The sequence below is a fragment of the Solibacillus sp. FSL K6-1523 genome (assembly GCF_038005225.1).
Lineage (GTDB): Bacteria > Bacillota > Bacilli > Bacillales_A > Planococcaceae > Solibacillus.
Genome location: NZ_JBBOSU010000001.1, coordinates 1,175,698 through 1,192,308 on the forward strand (window position 1 = coordinate 1,175,698; position 16,611 = coordinate 1,192,308).

Consider the following 16,611-nt stretch of genomic DNA (forward strand, 5'->3'; position numbering starts at 1 on the left):
GTATGTCAGAAAAATTTGTAGAGCTCCAAATCGACAACCCGAATGAAGCGGTAATGCTTTTAGGGATGTCCGATGCGAATATTACGCTTATAGAGGAAACATACGGTGTTCAAATTATTACGCGTGGTGAAGTAATCCAAATTGCCGGTGATAATGATGCACAAAAACATAAAGCACATGCTGTTTTAGAGGCGCTTTTAAACGTGATCCGTAAAAATATCAATATCGATCAACGCGATGTCTCAACAGCTATTGAAATGGCGAATAAAGGTACAATTGAATATTATGCTGAGCTTTATGATGAAGAAATTGCAAGAAATACAAAGGGCAAATCCATCCGTGCCAAAACGATTGGACAACGTGAATATGTTCGCGCGATTCGCCATAAGGATTTAATTTTTGGAATTGGTCCTGCGGGTACAGGGAAAACGTATTTAGCAGTTGTAATGGCCACACAGTCATTGAAAAATGGTCATGTGAAACGTATTATCTTAACACGTCCAGCGGTTGAAGCGGGAGAATCTTTAGGGTTTTTACCGGGAGATTTAAAAGAAAAGGTTGATCCTTACTTACGCCCATTGTACGACGCCTTGCATGACATTTATGGGCAAGAACAAACACAGCGTTTAATTGAGCGTGGAACGATTGAAATTGCTCCGCTTGCCTACATGCGTGGACGAACATTAGATGATGCTTTTGTTATATTAGATGAAGCACAAAATACGACACATCCGCAAATGAAAATGTTTTTAACGCGTCTCGGTTTCGGCTCTAAAATGGTTATTACGGGTGATAAAACTCAAATTGACTTACCGAAAAATACAGAATCAGGTTTGATTGTCGCTGAGCGCTCATTAAAGCATGTGAAAGATATTCATTTCCAAATTCTTGAGCAAGGCGATGTTGTTCGTCACCCACTCGTTGCGAAAGTCATTCAAGCTTATTCAGAAAAAGAATTGTAAGAATATTTTATATTCATAAAGCTTTCATTCCTTTTCATAGGGAATTGGAAGCTTTTTTTACGGATGTGAAACACTTTTTCCCTAAAAACGACAAATATTATGAAAACTTATGGGGCTTTTCATAAACAGACGAACGTAAATTTGGTAGAATACTTATATACATAAATGGAGGTGCATGATGGTAAAGCAAATAAAGAAGATGATCGAGCTTATTAGTTTTCGAACCTTTTTAATTATAGTCCTTCTCCTCACTGCATTATTACAGTTTACATTGATGCTGGATAATGTGAGAGGCATTACATATGATATTCAATTAACGGAACTAGCACCAGAAACAATTCGCTCCGCCAAAACGGTAGAAGACGTCGCAAAAACAGAATTTGATAAAGAAACGGCTGAGCGATTAATCGATCCAATCTATGTCCTCAATGAGGAAGTTGCCAATCATCGTTCGACATTCGTAACAACAATTTTCGATATCGTCTTAGAAGTAAAAGAGGAAATTGAAAAAGAAGATAAATTACCGCCGGCAGCCGAGCAAATTACTTTATTGAGAAAGAGTTTAAAAGATATAATAGAAAATCAATCAAGTTTTTCCATTTCGGAAGCACAACTTGCCAATTTATTAAACGCATCAATTGCTGATATTACGAGCACGCGAGATACACTTTCTAAATTAGTAGAGGAAAGTCTTGCAAGACCGATACGAAAAGATCAACTCATTTCATTCCGCAATGAGTTTGAAAGTAAAATACGTCAGCAATATGCAATCCCTGAACCGCTAATGAGCTTAGCAGTCGTTATCGGCCGAGCTGCTATTGTGGAAACCGAAATATTAGATGATGAAAGAACAGAAGTTGCTAAACAACAAGCACGGGAAGCGGTTGAGCCTACGCGTATACTGCAAGGACAAATCATCGTACAAGAAGGGGAAGTCATTACACGGGAGGTATATCGTCAGCTTGAACTGTTATCAATGCTTGATAATAAAACGTCCGTAAAGCCGATTATCGGATTAGTTATTTTGATTTTGCTACAAATGTCGTTTCTCTATATTTTATTCGAACGTTCGCAGCAAGACCTATCCAAAAAACGAAATGCCTTACTCGTTACCGTCATTGTTTATTCGATTGCGATTGTAATGATGAAACTCATTAGTTTAATTGCGATAAATTTTGAATTAGTAATGGCCTTTGTTTATCCTTCTGCCATGGCGACAATGCTGGTACGTTTGCTGGCAAATGAACGCGCGGCAAGTGTCGTAACGATTATGACTGCAGCTTCTGCCGGCATCATTTTCCAGGAAGGGTATGCAACCGTACTTCAAATGGATGCTGCGCTGTATATTTTATTTGGAGGATTTGCATCTTTATTCTTCATGAGAAGCGTAGAAAAGCGTTCTCATATTTTACAATCCGTTGCGGTTGTAACGGTTATGAATGTATTGTTTATTGCGTTTTATTTATTAATGGCCCAGTCAGGATATGGATTGAAAGAAGTTTCGTTTTATATCGCAGCAGGAGTTATTTCAGGATTGCTTTCGGGTGCATTAACTATGGGGTTACTACCGTATTTTGAGTCAGCGTTCGGTATTTTATCAACGATGCGATTAATCGAACTATCTAACCCGAACCATCCGTTATTGCGCAAAGTGTTAACAGAAACACCAGGGACCTATCACCATAGTGTGATGGTTGCAAACTTGGCAGAAGCGGCAAGTGAGGCGATCGGTGCTGATGGTTTGCTTGCTCGTGTAGGTTGCTACTATCATGATGTAGGAAAAACGCGAAGACCTTTATTTTTCATTGAAAATCAGATGGGAACAAATCCACATGATTCTTTGCCGCCTGAAAGTAGTGCGAAAATTATTATTGCGCATACGACGGACGGAGCAGAGTTGCTACGAAAACATAAAATGCCGCAAGAAATTATTGATATTTGTTTGCAACATCACGGAACGAGCTTGTTAAAATTCTTCTTGTTTAAAGCGAAAGAAGAAGGGAAAGAACTGGATGAAAATGTTTTCCGTTACCCGGGCCCAAAGCCACAAACGAAGGAAGCAGCAATTATTAGTGTGGCGGACAGTGTAGAGGCAGCTGTACGCTCGATGCAAAATCCGAGTGCAGAAAAAATACAAAAATTAGTACAATCGATTATTCAAGACCGTGTTCAAGACGACCAATTTGATGAATGTGATATTTCGTTAAAAGAGCTGAAAATTATTGAAGATGTGTTATGTGAAACATTAAATGGAACGTTTCACTCACGTATTGAATATCCAAAATAACGCTAGGAGGAACTACATGTTAACGATTGATTTTTTAGATGAAACAAATGGAGTGAAGGAAGCGGATATTGAACTAGTTGAAAAATTGCTTCAGCATGCGGCCGAAATCGAAGGGATTGAAGATGGTTCGGAAGTTTCGGTAACGTTCGTAACAAATGAAGCAATCCATGAAATTAACCGTGAATATCGTGATAAGGATCAGCCGACCGATGTGATTTCTTTTGCTATGGAAGAATTAGGGGAAGATGAAATTCAAATTATCGGTGAGGGGATGCCACGAGTGCTTGGCGACATTATTATTTCGACGGACCGTACACGTGAACAAGCGGAAGAATATGGGCATTCCTTTGAGCGCGAGTTAGGTTTCCTTGCTGTTCATGGTTTCTTACATTTACTCGGTTATGATCATATGACAGCTGAAGATGAAAAATTGATGTTTGGCAAGCAAGATGAAGTATTAGAAACTTACGGCTTAGGTCGTGACACAAATGAACGTCCGTAAATTTTTCCGTTCATTTACCTACGCGCTGCAAGGGATTTTAACTGCAGCGAAGGAACAAAATTTACGTTTTCATCTAGTAAGTGCACTCATTGTAGTAATTGCGGGATTTGTTACAGGACTTAGCTTGACCGAGTGGCTTATTTTAACGCTCATCATAGCGCTTGTCATCGGTGCTGAAATGTTCAATACGGCAATTGAACGAGTTGTGGACTTAACTTCATCAGAAATCCATCCTTTAGCGAAGGACGCAAAAGATGTTGCAGCAGGTGCTGTACTTGTATTTGCGAGCGCAAGTGTTATAATCGGACTACTCATATTTTTACCAAAATGGTTCTGATTTTCATTTGGTACATGTTAAAAAATCTACTGAATGAAGAGAGAGCCTCTAGCGTAATTGACTGAAGAAAAGGGGGGCATTCCCATGAACATGGAACAACTAATCGCACAATCAAAAGTTGCGCGTGAAAATGCCTATGTTCCGTATTCTAAATTTAAAGTAGGGGCAGCTCTACTTACGGAAGATGGAAACGTTTATCATGGCTGCAATATTGAAAATGCAAGCTATAGTATGACAAATTGCGCTGAGCGTACAGCGTTTTTTAAAGCGGTTTCTGAAGGCGTGACGAAATTTACAGCAATCGCAATTGTAGCAGACACACCAGGACCTGTTTCGCCTTGTGGTGCATGTAGACAGGTAATGGCAGAGTTTTGTTCACAAACGATGCCAGTTTATTTAACTAATTTGAATGGCGACGTTCAACAAACAACGGTGGGAGACCTTTTACCAGGTGCTTTCACATCGGAGGATATGGAAAATGCAGCAAAATAATAGCGGCTTCAAATCGGGCTTTGTTTCGATTGTAGGACGCCCAAATGTAGGGAAATCAACATTTTTAAACCGTGTAATCGGACAAAAAATTGCGATTATGTCAGATAAGCCACAGACGACACGTAATAAAGTACAAGGTGTATTAACACAAGACAGTTCACAAACAATTTTTATCGATACACCAGGTATTCATAAGCCAAAGCATAAGCTAGGCGAATTCATGTTAAAAACATCTCGTAATGCACTGCGAGAAGTAGATGCAATCATGTTCATGGTGAATGCTGAACAAAAGATTGGTAAAGGCGATGAATTTATAATTGAATTGTTGGAAGGTAATAAAACGCCAGTCTTTTTAATTATTAATAAAATCGATCTTGTTCATCCGGATGAATTATTAAAAATTATTGATTCTTATAAAGATAAGTTTGATTTTGCAGAAATTATTCCGATTTCTGCATTGCAAGGTAATAATGTGGAAAACTTACTGACAACGATTGAAAAATATTTACCAGAAGGTCCACAATATTATCCGGCAGACCAAGTAACAGATCATCCGGAGCGCTTTATTATTTCGGAACTGATTCGTGAAAAGGTATTGCATTTAACACGTGAAGAAATTCCGCATTCAATCGCTGTTGTGATTGATCGTATTAAACCGCATGAAGAAAAGGAAAATATGATTCATGTGCAGGCGACGATTATGGTAGAACGCGATTCGCAAAAAGGGATTGTTATCGGCAAGCGTGGAGCTCTTCTAAAAGAGGTAGGTTCATTAGCGCGTAAAGATATCGAAATGCTTTTAGGCTCAAAAGTTTATTTAGAGCTATGGGTAAAAGTGCAAAAAGATTGGCGCAACAAACAAACGCATTTACGAGACTTCGGTTTCCGCGAAGACGAATATTAACTTGCTTCAGCAAAAATTCTCTACCTTTATAAGTGAGGATGAATTCCCAAAACAACCTAAATTCAATGGATGTTCAAACTTCAGCTGAATTTGGGGAACAAAGGCTAAATCCGTCACGTCCTGTGACAACGCCTTTGTGACCAACGTCCTATTGGCCCAATGCCCCTGGCGGATGTCACAGATTTTAAGGGGAGCTTTTCGAGCAAGCTCGAAAAAATCTGGACGCAATTACGCCGAGGCGTAATTGATACTATTGCAGATGTGACTTTTGTCGCGTCTGTTTTTTTGTTTATTTTGAAATCTAAATTAACTATGTAATTTTTTGTTATTGATTAAAAAAATAGATTTGGTATTATTATGATTAGGCAAAATTTTACACTTGATTCAGCAGAAATCCCCCGTAAGGGGATTTCTGCTGAATCAAGTTAGCCCCGGCGGATGTCACATATTTTTTAGGGGGAGTTTTTCGAGCAAGCTCGAAAAAAATATTGACGCAATTACGTCGAGGCGTAATTGATTAAAAGGTGGTACTAATCGTTTTGAGTAAATTAAATAAAGTTCTTTTCGGATTTTGGATATTATCGCTTGCGGCGTTAGTGTTTGTTGTCGTTGCGTTTGGAATTGATCCGATTGATATGGAAATAAAAGATGTAAAAAATACCGTAGCGATTACGGAAACATATGAAAATCCTGTAAGTGAAACGTCAAAAAAAGAAGAAACAGTAGTGGAGAAAGTGGTTGAGCCAGAACCTGAACCTGTACTTGTAAAAGACTCCATCCGTTTTGCGATGCTTGGTGATGTTTTATTGCATTTGCGCTTGGCCAAATATAAGGATTATTCTTCGTCATTTGCTGCGGTTACACCACTGATGCAAAGTTATGATTATTTAATTGCGAACCAAGAATCTCCACCTGTTGGCAATAAATATGCACTTAGTGGGTATCCCCAATTTTCAAGTCCTCCACATATTATTCGAGATATACAAAATGCCGGTGTAGATATGGTTAACCTTGCGAATAATCATACGGTTGATAAAGGGGAAGGCGGAGTGCGGACAATTTTTGAAAATTTGGCAACATATAATATGCCTTATGTAGGTGCGTATAAGTCGAAGGAAGACGTATCAAAGCCGAGGATATTAGAATTTGGTTCATTAAAAATTGGCGTTTTAGGCTATACATATGGCACGAATGGCTTATATTTACCTAAAGGCTCGCCGTTTATCGTGAACTATATTCAACATGAAAAGATGACGGCGGATATCAGGGCGCTTCGGGAGTTAGTCGATGTCGTTGTCGTATCGATGCATTGGGGTCCTGAGTATACCGTTGCAGAAAGTGATGTTCAACGTCATCATGCAAAAGTGCTGAATGCAGCAGGAGCAGATATTATTTTTGGCTCGCATCCGCATGTATTGCAACCATATACGAAAATCAAAAATGAAGCTGGGCATGAAACGCATGTATTTTATTCGCTCGGAAACTACTTTTCTACGATCTTAACAGTGCCTAACACAATGGTCGGCGGAATTGGAAGTTTTGAAATTACGAAAGAAGGCGACACCGTTACGATTGGCGAACCTCAATTTGATGCGACGGCAACATTGCTTGATAAAGATGGTGTTTATCGCGTTTATCCACTAGCAGATGTAGAAGCACGCGCGGTTCAAAATTTAGGGTGGGTAAGAAAAGTGCTCGGTGAAGGTGTAACAGTTCATTAAAGTGATTTCAACGGGGCAAGTCATGTATAATAAGAGGACGAACGAAATAAAGGATGTGCGAAGATGCTACATAAATGGGAAGGCATCGTTTTAAAAGCGCGTGCCTATGGTGAATCCAATAAAATTGTGACCTTAATGACACGGGAAGCTGGGAAAGTTGCTTGTATGGCGCGCGGTGCTAAAAAACCAACAAGCCGTTTAGCGGGAATAACACAGCCCTTTATGCATGGTGTTTTCCTCGCGCAACGTACGTCAGGGATGGGGACGTTGCAACAAGGCGAACATATAAATGCGATGCGTCATATACAGACTGATATTATAGCGACGGCATATGCTAGCTATATTATGGAGCTTGTCGACCGTTTAGTGGAAGAAGGCAATGCAGAGCCATTTGCATTTGATGTGTTGCTACAGGCTTTAAATGCGATTGAAGAAGGTTATGATCCGGAAGCAATTACATTATTTGTGGATTGGAAGATGCTTGCTTATGCCGGAATTCAGCCTATTTTACATGCATGTGCGAGTTGTGGGGCAGTAGATGGGGAGTTTGCGTTTTCATTTACGCAAGGTGGATTTTTATGTCATCGTTGTTTTCATAGGGACCCTTACATTATCCGATTATCGCCGACGCAACTTAAGTTGATTCGTATGTTTTACACCGTGCCAATTGACCAAGTTGGCAAGCTAGATTTAAAACCACAGACGAAGCAGTTTATTAAAAAAATTGTCACGACGATTTATGAAGAACAAACGGGGATTCGTTTAAAATCAAGAAGCTTTATTGAACAATTAGAGCGAACACCCTTATTATTACGCGAAAAAAAAGAGTCATCAGATTAAAATAACGATGAAGTCGACATGCCAGCTTGCGGGAATTCCTAATAGCTGGTTTTTTAACTTAATTCAGCAGTAGTCCTCTACTTCTATAAGTGGGGGATGAATACCAAAAAGGTAATTTTATTCAGTGGGGGTTCAAACCCCGGCTGAATTGGGGAACAAAGGCTAAAACCCGTCACGTCCTGTGACAACGCCTTTGTGATCAACATCGTGTTGACCCAAGCTCCGGCGGATGTCACAGATTTTTAAGGGAAGAAGGAAGTCAGCCTAAGAACGTCACATCGTGTGACAACGGCTGACTGACCCACGTCCTGTGGGCCCTCGAAAAAATCTGGACGCAATTACGCCGAGGCGTAATTGATTATATAGGGGGAGCTTAAAATGATTCACTATCAAAACGAAAATATGACGGTCTTTCAAAGCGCTTTGTATAAGACAACGACCACTTTGATTGAAACGACAGATGCCATTATTTTAATAGACCCAAATTGGTTGCCAAATGAAGTGGAAGAAATAAAAAGTTTTGTTGAGCGTGTTTTAAATAATCGAAAGCTGTATTTAATTTTTACACATAGCGATTTTGATCATATTATCGCAGCAGGAGCTTTTCCAAAAGCATTTGTTATTGCTTCAAAAGCATTTGCCAATAATCCAAATAAAGATGAAGCCGTGCAACAAATTATTAATTTTGATGCGCAATATTATATTACGCGGGACTATCCAATTTATTATCCAGCTGTTGATTTGGTCATTGAAGAGGATGGGCAAAAGCTTGAATTAGCATTATTAACGCTGACTTTTTATTTAGCTCCAGGGCATACAGAAGATGGTTTATTTACAATTGTTGAGCAGCAACGTACTCTATTAGCTGGCGATTATTTGTCGGATGTTGAGTTTCCGTTTATTGATAGTAGCTATGCGGATTATGTAGCGACTATGGAAAAGGCTGAGGCGATTTTTCACAAACATGCTATTCATACACTTGTACCGGGGCATGGGACAGTAACAACAAAGCCTGCTGAAATTGCGGAGCGTATAAAGGAATCGAAAGTATATTTGCAAAGTTTAGCAAATCCAGAGGCAGGACTTGAAGTACAGTTGCAAAATAAATATCAATTTTTTGATGGAATGAAGGATGCTCACCGCCAAAATCTTAAAATAGCAAAAATGGGGGATTACATTGAATAGGTTGATGAGTGCGATTGTGTGTATCGTCATTTGTTTTCCGTTTCTTGTAGCCGGTGCTAGTGTTTATCATAAAAAGACATCAGAATTTGAGCAACTTGTACTTGGGGAACTGTTCCAATACCTTTCAAGTGAAGAGATAGTTGTTCCCACTCAGGAGTTTCAAATTGAAAAGCCTTCATTGGTTTCTAGTTATGATGAATGGATTATTTATCATAAATCGATGGAAAAACAGTATCAATATGTTGCTGGTGAAATAGTGGAAATAGCAAGCGATTAATTTTTTTCAAGTCACCATTCATGAAAAAACGTCAACTAAACTTGGAATTCGCTTAGTTGACGTTAATTTATATAGTTTTTTCAGTAGCTAATCGCTCAATAACCCGACGTTTGCGATACAGCATCATACCCGCCTCGGCAATATCCTCGATCATGGACTTATTAATAAAGGCGCCAAAGACCATCCCAGCAATCGGGATCATTTGTAAAAACTTCTTCACACCGAAATTATCGCGGTACGTATAAAACACCTCTTGCCAACCTTGCATTTGCGACACCATATTTTCTGCTGACTTCGGTTCGGAATAATCTTTTGATAATTCTTTCAAAATCGCTTCCTTACCAACAATATCAGAAGAGGCAAACTGTAAGCATTTGACGATAAAAATTCGTTCCATTTTATCATTCGGATCATAGCCGTGAATAAAGGAAATTTCTTGCAATGTTTTAAGGGCCATCCCTAAGATGATGGGAATATCGATGGCCAATGTAAAAATGCCCCCAAAGCCTGTTGATGCACCTTGGACAGTTGCCAGTTTAGCTCGATTCTTTTGAAGTTTTTCACTTAGCCCAATCATATCGGCAATCGGCATGTTTTGAATATCCTCAATGGACTCGATTGAGTGTAATGTATGCTTTTGGATATGTTGAAGCATCGACTTTTCGCTCAATAAGTATTTTCCACCCGTTTGAACATAGCTCACTAATTCGTCGATTAATAAGGAAATCTTCTCTTGAATGATTTTGGGTGTTAATTTATCAAGTATTTTAAATGGAATTCGACCGATTTTCTCCCAAAACCATAACCCTTTTTGATCTTTTTCCCATGCTTCAATTGTTGTTAAATGTTGCATTAATTGTTCTGTTGATTCCACCGAGAGGCCTCCTAGTTAATATGGATAGTCTATTTACGCCTAGAATCCGAAAAAGTTTCAAAAGGTTCTATCCAATAGGCATAATATCTCCTATTCAAACTGCGTAAGCATTGGGACTAAATCTTCTTTTAATTGCTCATAAAATGAACCATCTAAGTTTAGTAGTTGCCAGTAATTTTTTTGCTCCCATAGTAAATACATTGTATCTAGTTTTTCTGCATGGAAACGAAAACGATGGTTGAAATGATCGCGCTTGTTTTCGTCGCTCAAATGCATATAGCCTTGGATGATATAATAAAGTTGATGATATTTTTTCGTTGCGACTTGATAGGCTTCAGTGCTAAATTTACCGATTTCGGTTGCTGGATCTTCAAACTGACGGAAATGTTTTTGTGCTTCTAAATAAGCTTCTAATTTTTGATTGGCTGAATATAAAATATGGTGATTGGCACGATGTTCTGGGCATTCTTGATGGATAATAGCACTTATAAGTTGAAAAGCTTTATCGTATGTATCAGGTATTGTTTTTGGTGACTCTTTTAATTGGAAAAACACACAAATCCCCCCTCTTAATAACTTGTCAGAAAATTATAACTTATTTTCGGCGAATTTGCTTCTTAATTTTTGTAGGGGATTCGTAAAAAAAGACCAGCATGTTATATGCACAACATGTTGGTCTTGCTCTATTTGTTTAGAATTGTAAGTGTTTTTCAATATATGCTTTTACATCAGCGATAGGCATACGTGTTTGTTCCATCGAATCGCGGTGACGTACTGTTACTTGACCATCTTCTTTTGAGTCGAAGTCATACGTAATACAGAACGGTGTACCGATTTCATCTTGACGACGGTAGCGTTTACCGATTGATTGTGATTCATCGAAGTCTACTGGGAAAGCTTTGCGTAAATCAGCCCAAACATCGCCAGCTTCTTCAGATAATTTTTTCGATAACGGTAATACAGCTGCTTTAAATGGTGCTAAAGCAGGGTGGAAGCGTAATACAGTACGTTTGTCATCGCCTTCTAATTGCTCTTCATCATATGCATCACATAAGAATGCTAATGTCACACGGTCTGCACCTAATGACGGTTCGATACAGTATGGTACGTAGCGTTCGTTTGTAATCGGATCAATATAAGTGAAATCTTCACCTGAATGCTCCATATGTTGTTTTAAGTCGTAGTCTGTACGGTCTGCAATACCCCATAGCTCACCCCAACCGAATGGGAAGCGGAATTCGATATCCGTTGTTGCATTTGAATAGTGAGAAAGCTCATCATCCTCATGGTCACGTAAACGCATAGAATCTTCTTTCATTCCAAGGTTTAATAACCAATTTTTACTGAAGTTTTTCCAGTATGCATGCCATTCAAGGTCTTCGCCTGGCTTACAGAAGAATTCTAATTCCAATTGTTCGAATTCACGTGTACGGAATGTGAAGTTACCTGGTGTAATTTCGTTACGGAATGATTTACCAACTTGTGCGATACCGAATGGCGTACGTTTACGCATTGAACGTTGAACGTTTTTAAAGTTGACGAAAATCCCTTGTGCTGTTTCAGGACGTAGGTAAATTTCGTTAGAAGAAGATTCTGTTACACCTTGATGTGTTTTGAACATTAAGTTGAATTGGCGAATATCTGTGAAGTCCACTTTATCGCAATTTGGACAAGTTACTTCAAGCTCTTCCATTTTCGCCTTCATTTGGTCGAAGCTCATACCATCGACGATAATTTCTTTGCCAGTCTTTTCTAATGAAGCATCTTCAATTAATTTATCTGCACGGTGGCGAGCTTTACATGATTTACAGTCGATCATTGGGTCATTGAAGTTACCTACGTGACCAGAAGCTACCCATGCTTTTGGGTTCATTAAAATGGCTGCGTCAAGACCTACGTTATGTTCAGATTCTTGAACGAATTTTTGCCACCAAGCTTTTTTTACGTTGTTTTTAAGTTCTACACCTAATGGACCGTAATCCCAAGTGTTTGCTAAACCGCCGTAAATTTCAGATCCAGGGAATACAAATCCACGATGTTTTGCTAAAGCAACGATTGTTTCCATTGATTTTTGTGTCATAAAAAATTCCTCCTATATAAAAATTAATCAATTTCGCCTTGGCATAATAAAAAGCACCCGTCTCCGGGCACAGTAACTATGCCCGGGGACGAGTGCATCATATGTGATATACCCGCGGTTCCACCCCGCTTGTTTTCTAAATTATGTAACCAACATCGACACATTATGAAAAAGTATGCATAATGTGTCGATGTTGTATGAAAAACACAATTTAAAAAACCTCTTTTAAAAAAAGCTCAGGGTGCCGTTTCTCAATTTGAATGTAGGCTTACACTATTCCTACTCGCTGTGTGTTAAATTGATACTTATTAATCCCATCATCGCTGTACTATTAAGTTGTTTATAAAGAACAATACAGTTCTACGCTCATATTGTAGCATGGGATTGTTTTCTTCGCAATATGGAGCGAAATAGTATATAATAATTAAGAAATAAGTATAACATTATTTGAAGCGGGTGAGTCTAATAGAACTCAATAAACGTCAAGATGCGATCTTGCAAATTGTTAAAGAGAACGGACCAATCACAGGTGAACATATCGCAGAGCGCCTAGGATTAACGCGTGCAACGTTGCGCCCTGATTTGGCCATTTTAACGATGGCTGGATTTTTGGATGCCAGACCACGTGTTGGCTACTTTTATGCTGGAAAGAAATCTACTGTAGCAATTACGGAGTCTATGCTGAATTTAAAAGTAAAGGATTTTCAAAATGTACCTGTAGTTGTTTCTGAAAGTATGACGGTTTATGATGCGATTTGTCATATGTTTTTAGAGGATGTTGGAACGTTATTCGTAGTGGATAAAGATAGCTATTTACAAGGGGTTTTATCACGTAAGGACTTATTAAGATCGAGTATAGGTACACAAGACTTAAATAAAATACCGGTACATATTATTATGACAAGAATGCCCAATATTGCATACTGCTTAGATTCAGATTCCTTAGTGTTAACAGCGACGAAATTGATCGAACGCGAAATTGATTCGATGCCTGTTGTCAAGGAAACTGAAAAAGGGATTGAAGTAATTGGACGTCTAACAAAAACGAGTATTACACGTGCCTTTATCTCTTTAGCAGAAACTCATGATTTGTAGGTGGATTTAATGAAAAGTCTAACAATTTTTGTTGTTTCAGATTCAGTGGGTGAAACGGGTGAAAATGCAGTAAAGGCAGTTGTCAGCCAATTCAGGCCGAATTTCGACAAAGTAAGAATCCGCAAATTTCCCCGAATAAATGATATTGAACTCATTGAAAAAATCGTTCAAATTGCGGTAAAACAACAAGCGGCGATTGTTTTCACTTTAGTTGAAAAGGAAATGCGAAAAGCGCTTTATAGTTTGGCAGTAGAAAATAATGTACCGACTATTGATTTACTAGGCTCGATGATGGATTTAATTGAACTCTCATTTAATGAGTCACCGTTACAAGAACCAGGCCTCGTTCATCGACTTGATGACGATTATTTTAAAAAAATTGAGGCGATTGAATTTGCGGTAAAGTATGATGATGGTCAAGATCCAAGAGGACTATTATTAGCGGATATTGTATTAATTGGGGTGTCACGAACTTCAAAAACGCCACTTTCGCAATATTTAGCACATAAAAGCTATAAAGTAGCGAATGTGCCACTTGTCCCTGAAGTGGAACCACCCATTGAATTGATGCAAATCGATCCAAAAAAATGCTTTGGTTTAGTTATTTCGACGGAGAAATTAAATAATATTCGTAAAGAACGTCTCATTGCACTTGGATTAACTGAAAATGCTGCTTATGCACAACAGCAACGAATTGAGCAGGAAATTAGCTATTTCCATCAAATAGCTGATAGAATAGGTTGTCGGGTTATTGATGTAACAAATCGGGCAGTCGAAGAAACAGCGAATACGATTTTAGATATGCTAGAAGGCGAAAAATAATAGCCCACTTAAACCACCTCAGTGAAAAGAGGAGGTTTTTTGTTCGTAAAACGTTGTAATAAGAAAATAACGCATTTACTTAAAAAATAAATCTACTATTTTTTCTGTTTTTAGTAGGAATTTTGGTGTATAACACAGAAATAGTAAAAAATAGATAGCAACGTTCAGTTTTTTGTTTTATAATAATAAAATTGTGGTAAAAATATTAAGAATGGGCAGTACAACCTGCTTTAGCAAAATCCTTCCAATTTTTTAAAAAGAGGATGAACGCCAAATATGGCCACGATTCAGTGTGGGTTCACCCTAGCTGATAACACAGATTAAAATAATATTAAATTTTGTCGTATTTTAGAGGGTTTTTGTAATTTTTCTCGAATTATGTAGATAGCAATAGGTGATAAGATGGCTGGGAAAATACCTGAACATGTGATTGAGCAGATTCGTTCGCAGTCTGATATAGTCGATGTGATTAGCGATTATATGCAGTTAACGAAAAGAGGGCGCAACTGGTTTGGATTATGTCCATTTCATGGAGAGCAAACACCCTCTTTTTCCGTGTCTCAAGAAAAACAAATCTTCCATTGCTTTGGTTGTGGAGCTGGGGGAAATGCAATAACGTTTGTGATGGATATCGAGCATATCGCATTCCCAGAAGCATTAATCAAATTGGGAGATCGGGCAGGTATTCCATTAGACGTCGGGGTGCAATCAGAGCATACGACGTCAAATAATCCATATTCAAAAAAAGAAGAAATGATGCGGGAAGCACATGCGTATGCCGCTGAATTTTATCATCATTTGTTGATGAATACCGAAGATGGAGAGCAGGCATTAAATTATTTACTAGAAAGAGGATTTACGCGTGAACAAATCGAAACTCATCAAATAGGATGGGCATTACCGAATTGGGACACACTTTCGATATTGTTAGAACGAAAAGAATTTCTTTTAGAAGTGATGGCAGAATGTGGGCTTATCATTCAAAAAGAAAGTGACCAAACATATTTCGATCGTTTCCGAGGAAGAATCATGTTCCCGATTCGAGATGAGAACGGGAAAACGATTGCTTTTTCGGGTAGGATTCTTAACAAAGATGCCGATGAAGCAAAATATTTAAATAGTCCAGAAACACCCATTTTCCATAAAAGTCAGGTACTTTACAATTTGGACAAGGCTCGTGCGTCGATAAGAAAAACACGGCACGCAGTCTTAATGGAAGGGTTTATTGATGTACTTGCCGCCAATCGAGCAGGTGTTTATAATGCAGTCGCAACAATGGGTACGTCGCTTACTCCCCAGCATATTACAAAGCTCAAACGCTTAGTTCAGCAAATTACGATTTGCTACGATGGTGATAATGCTGGTTTTGAAGCGGCGAAACGTGCTTCACAAATGTTACATGAAGAACGCATAAAAGTTGAAGTGGCTGTTTTACCAAATAAGCTTGACCCGGATGAATATATTCGCAATTATGGTCAAGAAGCGTTTACAAATCAAATAATTGAAAAACCGCACGCCTATATCGCATTTATGATGATGCATGCGAAGCGCGGGAAAAACTTCCAATTCGAAAATGACACATTACAATACATTCAAGAAGTTCTTGAAACGTTGAAAGATAATTCTTCACCGACTGAACGAGATTTATACATTCGTCAGCTTGCAAATGAGACAAATATTTCTCAAGAAGCGATTAGTGCGCAATTACGAAAAGTTGTAGCAGATGGCGCAAAAGAACAAAAACGAAGTCAAAATGCATTACAGCAACCAATTGAGTTGGTTCAGCAAAAGCTTCCGAAAACGGGGACGGATCGGGCAGAACGTTTATTACTTGCTCATATGCTACATGATGTGAATGTCGTGAATAAAGTTTTGAAATTAGGAAACACCACGCCATTTATTCATGAAGAATATTTATCCGTATTTGTCCGTTTAGTGGGTTTTTATGAAGAATATGAAATGGCAGATTTTCATCGTTTTGTAGAAGTTTTAAATGACAATGAATTGCGCAAAATAGTTATGGAAGCAGCATATATCGACCGTGACCCAGAAAATGGTGAAGCGGAAATTAGTGATTGTTTAAAGCATATTGAAAAGCACCGTATCGAACTAGAAATAGAAAAATTAACGCATAATCAAAAAGAAGCTGAAAAGATGCACGAACATAGGCGCGCTCTTGAAATAGCCCAACAGATTATCCAGTTAAGAAGAGCGGTAAAAGGAATATAAGGCG

General features: G+C 38.5%; 16 protein-coding genes. 13 read left to right on the forward strand and 3 right to left on the reverse strand.

Going from position 1 to position 16,611, the window contains the following annotated elements; translation table 11 throughout:
• Positions 1-2: 2 nt before the first annotated feature.
• From MHI10_RS05395 to MHI10_RS05440, 10 genes are all read left to right on the forward strand, one after another.
• Positions 3-962 (forward strand): PhoH family protein, encoded by a 960-nt coding sequence (locus MHI10_RS05395; protein ID WP_340783651.1) that lies wholly within the window; start codon positions 3-5, stop codon positions 960-962.
• Between the two features lie 178 nt (positions 963-1,140).
• Positions 1,141-3,249 (forward strand): HD family phosphohydrolase, encoded by a 2,109-nt coding sequence (locus tag MHI10_RS05400; protein ID WP_340783652.1) that lies wholly within the window; start codon positions 1,141-1,143, stop codon positions 3,247-3,249.
• A gap of 16 nt (positions 3,250-3,265) precedes the next feature.
• The gene (gene ybeY, locus MHI10_RS05405) at positions 3,266-3,751 is read left to right on the forward strand and encodes an rRNA maturation RNase YbeY (RefSeq protein ID WP_340783654.1); all 486 of its coding nucleotides are present in this window, start codon (positions 3,266-3,268) and stop codon (positions 3,749-3,751) included.
• A complete protein-coding gene (locus tag MHI10_RS05410; RefSeq protein WP_340783656.1) occupies positions 3,738-4,088 on the forward strand; it encodes a diacylglycerol kinase family protein in 351 nt (116 codons plus the stop codon). The genes ybeY and MHI10_RS05410 overlap by 14 nt, the downstream gene beginning before the upstream one ends.
• Before the next feature lie 84 nt (positions 4,089-4,172).
• On the forward strand, positions 4,173-4,580 hold the full coding sequence (locus MHI10_RS05415; RefSeq protein WP_340783657.1) for a cytidine deaminase: 408 nt from the start codon (positions 4,173-4,175) through the stop codon (positions 4,578-4,580).
• Complete coding sequence (gene era, locus MHI10_RS05420) at positions 4,567-5,484, forward strand: GTPase Era (protein WP_340783659.1); 918 nt, start codon at positions 4,567-4,569, stop codon at positions 5,482-5,484. Before MHI10_RS05415 ends, era begins: the two co-directional genes overlap by 14 nt.
• Positions 5,485-6,023: 539 nt before the next feature.
• A complete protein-coding gene (locus MHI10_RS05425; RefSeq protein ID WP_340783660.1) occupies positions 6,024-7,205 on the forward strand; it encodes a CapA family protein in 1,182 nt (393 codons plus the stop codon).
• 63 nt (positions 7,206-7,268) lie between these two features.
• Complete coding sequence (recO, locus tag MHI10_RS05430) at positions 7,269-8,045, forward strand: DNA repair protein RecO (RefSeq protein ID WP_340783661.1); 777 nt, start codon at positions 7,269-7,271, stop codon at positions 8,043-8,045.
• Positions 8,046-8,423: 378 nt separating this feature from the next.
• Complete coding sequence (locus MHI10_RS05435) at positions 8,424-9,230, forward strand: MBL fold metallo-hydrolase (RefSeq protein ID WP_340783662.1); 807 nt, start codon at positions 8,424-8,426, stop codon at positions 9,228-9,230.
• The gene (locus tag MHI10_RS05440; protein ID WP_340783664.1) at positions 9,223-9,507 is read left to right on the forward strand and encodes a hypothetical protein; all 285 of its coding nucleotides are present in this window, start codon (positions 9,223-9,225) and stop codon (positions 9,505-9,507) included. Before MHI10_RS05435 ends, MHI10_RS05440 begins: the two co-directional genes overlap by 8 nt.
• Before the next feature lie 67 nt (positions 9,508-9,574).
• Here MHI10_RS05440 and MHI10_RS05445 read toward each other — a convergent pair whose 3' ends face one another.
• From MHI10_RS05445 to MHI10_RS05455, 3 genes are all read right to left on the reverse strand, one after another.
• Entirely contained in the window at positions 9,575-10,381 is an 807-nt protein-coding gene (locus tag MHI10_RS05445; protein WP_340783665.1) for an EcsC family protein, read from the reverse strand.
• A 90-nt stretch (positions 10,382-10,471) separates the two neighbouring features.
• On the reverse strand, positions 10,472-10,936 hold the full coding sequence (locus MHI10_RS05450) for a hypothetical protein (RefSeq protein WP_340783666.1): 465 nt from the start codon (positions 10,934-10,936) through the stop codon (positions 10,472-10,474).
• 136 nt (positions 10,937-11,072) lie between these two features.
• Positions 11,073-12,461 (reverse strand): glycine--tRNA ligase, encoded by a 1,389-nt coding sequence (locus tag MHI10_RS05455; RefSeq protein WP_340783667.1) that lies wholly within the window; start codon positions 12,459-12,461, stop codon positions 11,073-11,075.
• Between the two features lie 456 nt (positions 12,462-12,917).
• Between MHI10_RS05455 and MHI10_RS05460 the strand changes: the two genes are divergently transcribed.
• From MHI10_RS05460 to dnaG, 3 genes are all read left to right on the forward strand, one after another.
• Positions 12,918-13,556 (forward strand): helix-turn-helix transcriptional regulator, encoded by a 639-nt coding sequence (locus tag MHI10_RS05460; RefSeq protein WP_340783668.1) that lies wholly within the window; start codon positions 12,918-12,920, stop codon positions 13,554-13,556.
• Positions 13,557-13,565: 9 nt separating this feature from the next.
• On the forward strand, positions 13,566-14,378 hold the full coding sequence (locus MHI10_RS05465) for a pyruvate, water dikinase regulatory protein (RefSeq protein ID WP_340783669.1): 813 nt from the start codon (positions 13,566-13,568) through the stop codon (positions 14,376-14,378).
• A gap of 402 nt (positions 14,379-14,780) precedes the next feature.
• A complete protein-coding gene (gene dnaG / locus MHI10_RS05470; protein ID WP_340783670.1) occupies positions 14,781-16,607 on the forward strand; it encodes a DNA primase in 1,827 nt (608 codons plus the stop codon).
• Positions 16,608-16,611: the final 4 nt, after the last annotated feature.

Excerpts from the sequence above, each read along its gene's own strand:
- MHI10_RS05395 (WP_340783651.1), top strand. The coding sequence starts at position 3 with ATGTCAGAAAAATTTGTAGAGCTCCAAATCGACAACCCGAATGAAGCG.
- MHI10_RS05400 (WP_340783652.1), top strand. The coding sequence starts at position 1,141 with ATGGTAAAGCAAATAAAGAAGATGATCGAGCTTATTAGTTTTCGAACC.
- ybeY (WP_340783654.1), top strand. The coding sequence starts at position 3,266 with ATGTTAACGATTGATTTTTTAGATGAAACAAATGGAGTGAAGGAAGCG.
- MHI10_RS05410 (WP_340783656.1), top strand. The coding sequence starts at position 3,738 with ATGAACGTCCGTAAATTTTTCCGTTCATTTACCTACGCGCTGCAAGGG.
- MHI10_RS05415 (WP_340783657.1), top strand. The coding sequence starts at position 4,173 with ATGAACATGGAACAACTAATCGCACAATCAAAAGTTGCGCGTGAAAAT.
- era (WP_340783659.1), top strand. The coding sequence starts at position 4,567 with ATGCAGCAAAATAATAGCGGCTTCAAATCGGGCTTTGTTTCGATTGTA.
- recO (WP_340783661.1), top strand. The coding sequence starts at position 7,269 with ATGCTACATAAATGGGAAGGCATCGTTTTAAAAGCGCGTGCCTATGGT.
- MHI10_RS05435 (WP_340783662.1), top strand. The coding sequence starts at position 8,424 with ATGATTCACTATCAAAACGAAAATATGACGGTCTTTCAAAGCGCTTTG.
- MHI10_RS05455 (WP_340783667.1), bottom strand. The coding sequence starts at position 12,461 with ATGACACAAAAATCAATGGAAACAATCGTTGCTTTAGCAAAACATCGT.
- MHI10_RS05465 (WP_340783669.1), top strand. The coding sequence starts at position 13,566 with ATGAAAAGTCTAACAATTTTTGTTGTTTCAGATTCAGTGGGTGAAACG.
- dnaG (WP_340783670.1), top strand. The coding sequence starts at position 14,781 with ATGGCTGGGAAAATACCTGAACATGTGATTGAGCAGATTCGTTCGCAG.